This is a genomic window from Sporolactobacillus sp. KGMB 08714 (assembly GCF_036598985.1).
GTDB lineage: Bacteria > Bacillota > Bacilli > Bacillales > Sporolactobacillaceae > Sporolactobacillus.
Map to the genome: position 1 here is coordinate 1 of NZ_JAUUBW010000066.1, position 788 is coordinate 788.

Annotated in this window: 1 protein-coding gene; it reads left to right on the plus strand. The window is 48.9% G+C overall.

All coding sequences use genetic code 11. The features are described from left to right. A partial coding sequence (locus Q6A92_RS18140; protein ID WP_332238964.1) for an IS1182 family transposase occupies positions 1-788 on the plus strand: 788 nt, incomplete at both ends.

Genomic DNA, 788 nt, shown 5'->3' on the forward strand with positions numbered 1-788 from the left:
TATGAAAAACAACTGGCTACCTGCGGTGAGCGCAACAGTTATGCCAAAACCGATCCGGACGCCACCTTCATGCGGATGAAAGAGGATCACATGAAGAACGGCCAGCTCAAAGCTGGATACAACGTGCAGATGGGGACAGAGAACCAGATGATTCTGTTCTACACCCTGCATCAGAATCCAACGGATACACGAACGCTGATTTCCCATTTGAAGCAGCTGGCGGATTCACCTGTCGGCCATCCCGAAAGCATCATCGCTGACGCGGGATACGGCAGTGAGGAAAACTATGTGCATCTCCTGGAAGAACAGTACCAGGCACTCATCCCCTATAATCAGCTGAGGAAAGAGGAACAGCGCAAGTTCAAGAAGGAGCTCAGTAAAGTTCAGAACTGGGATTACGATGAGAAAAACGATCGGTTTATCTGTCCCAACAAACAGAGGGTCCTTTTCAGGAAATACATGACACGCACCGATCATTATGGCTATAAAAGGGACTTCAAGATCTATGAATGCGAGGACTGTTCCGGCTGTCCATTCAAGGCGAAGTGTACCAAGGCCAAGGGAAATCGTCAGGTTCACTACAATCCGGTTTATGAAGAAGTTAAAGCCAAAGCAAGACAGGCCCTCTATTCGGAAGAAGGCCGAGCGAAGTACCGGCAACGAAAACTGGAAGTGGAACCGGTCTTTGGCAATCTGAAACAGAATATGGATTTCCGCCGATTTCATCTGCGAGGACTGGACAAAGTCTCGATTGAATTCGGCCTGTTAGCGTTGGCCCACAACCTCAT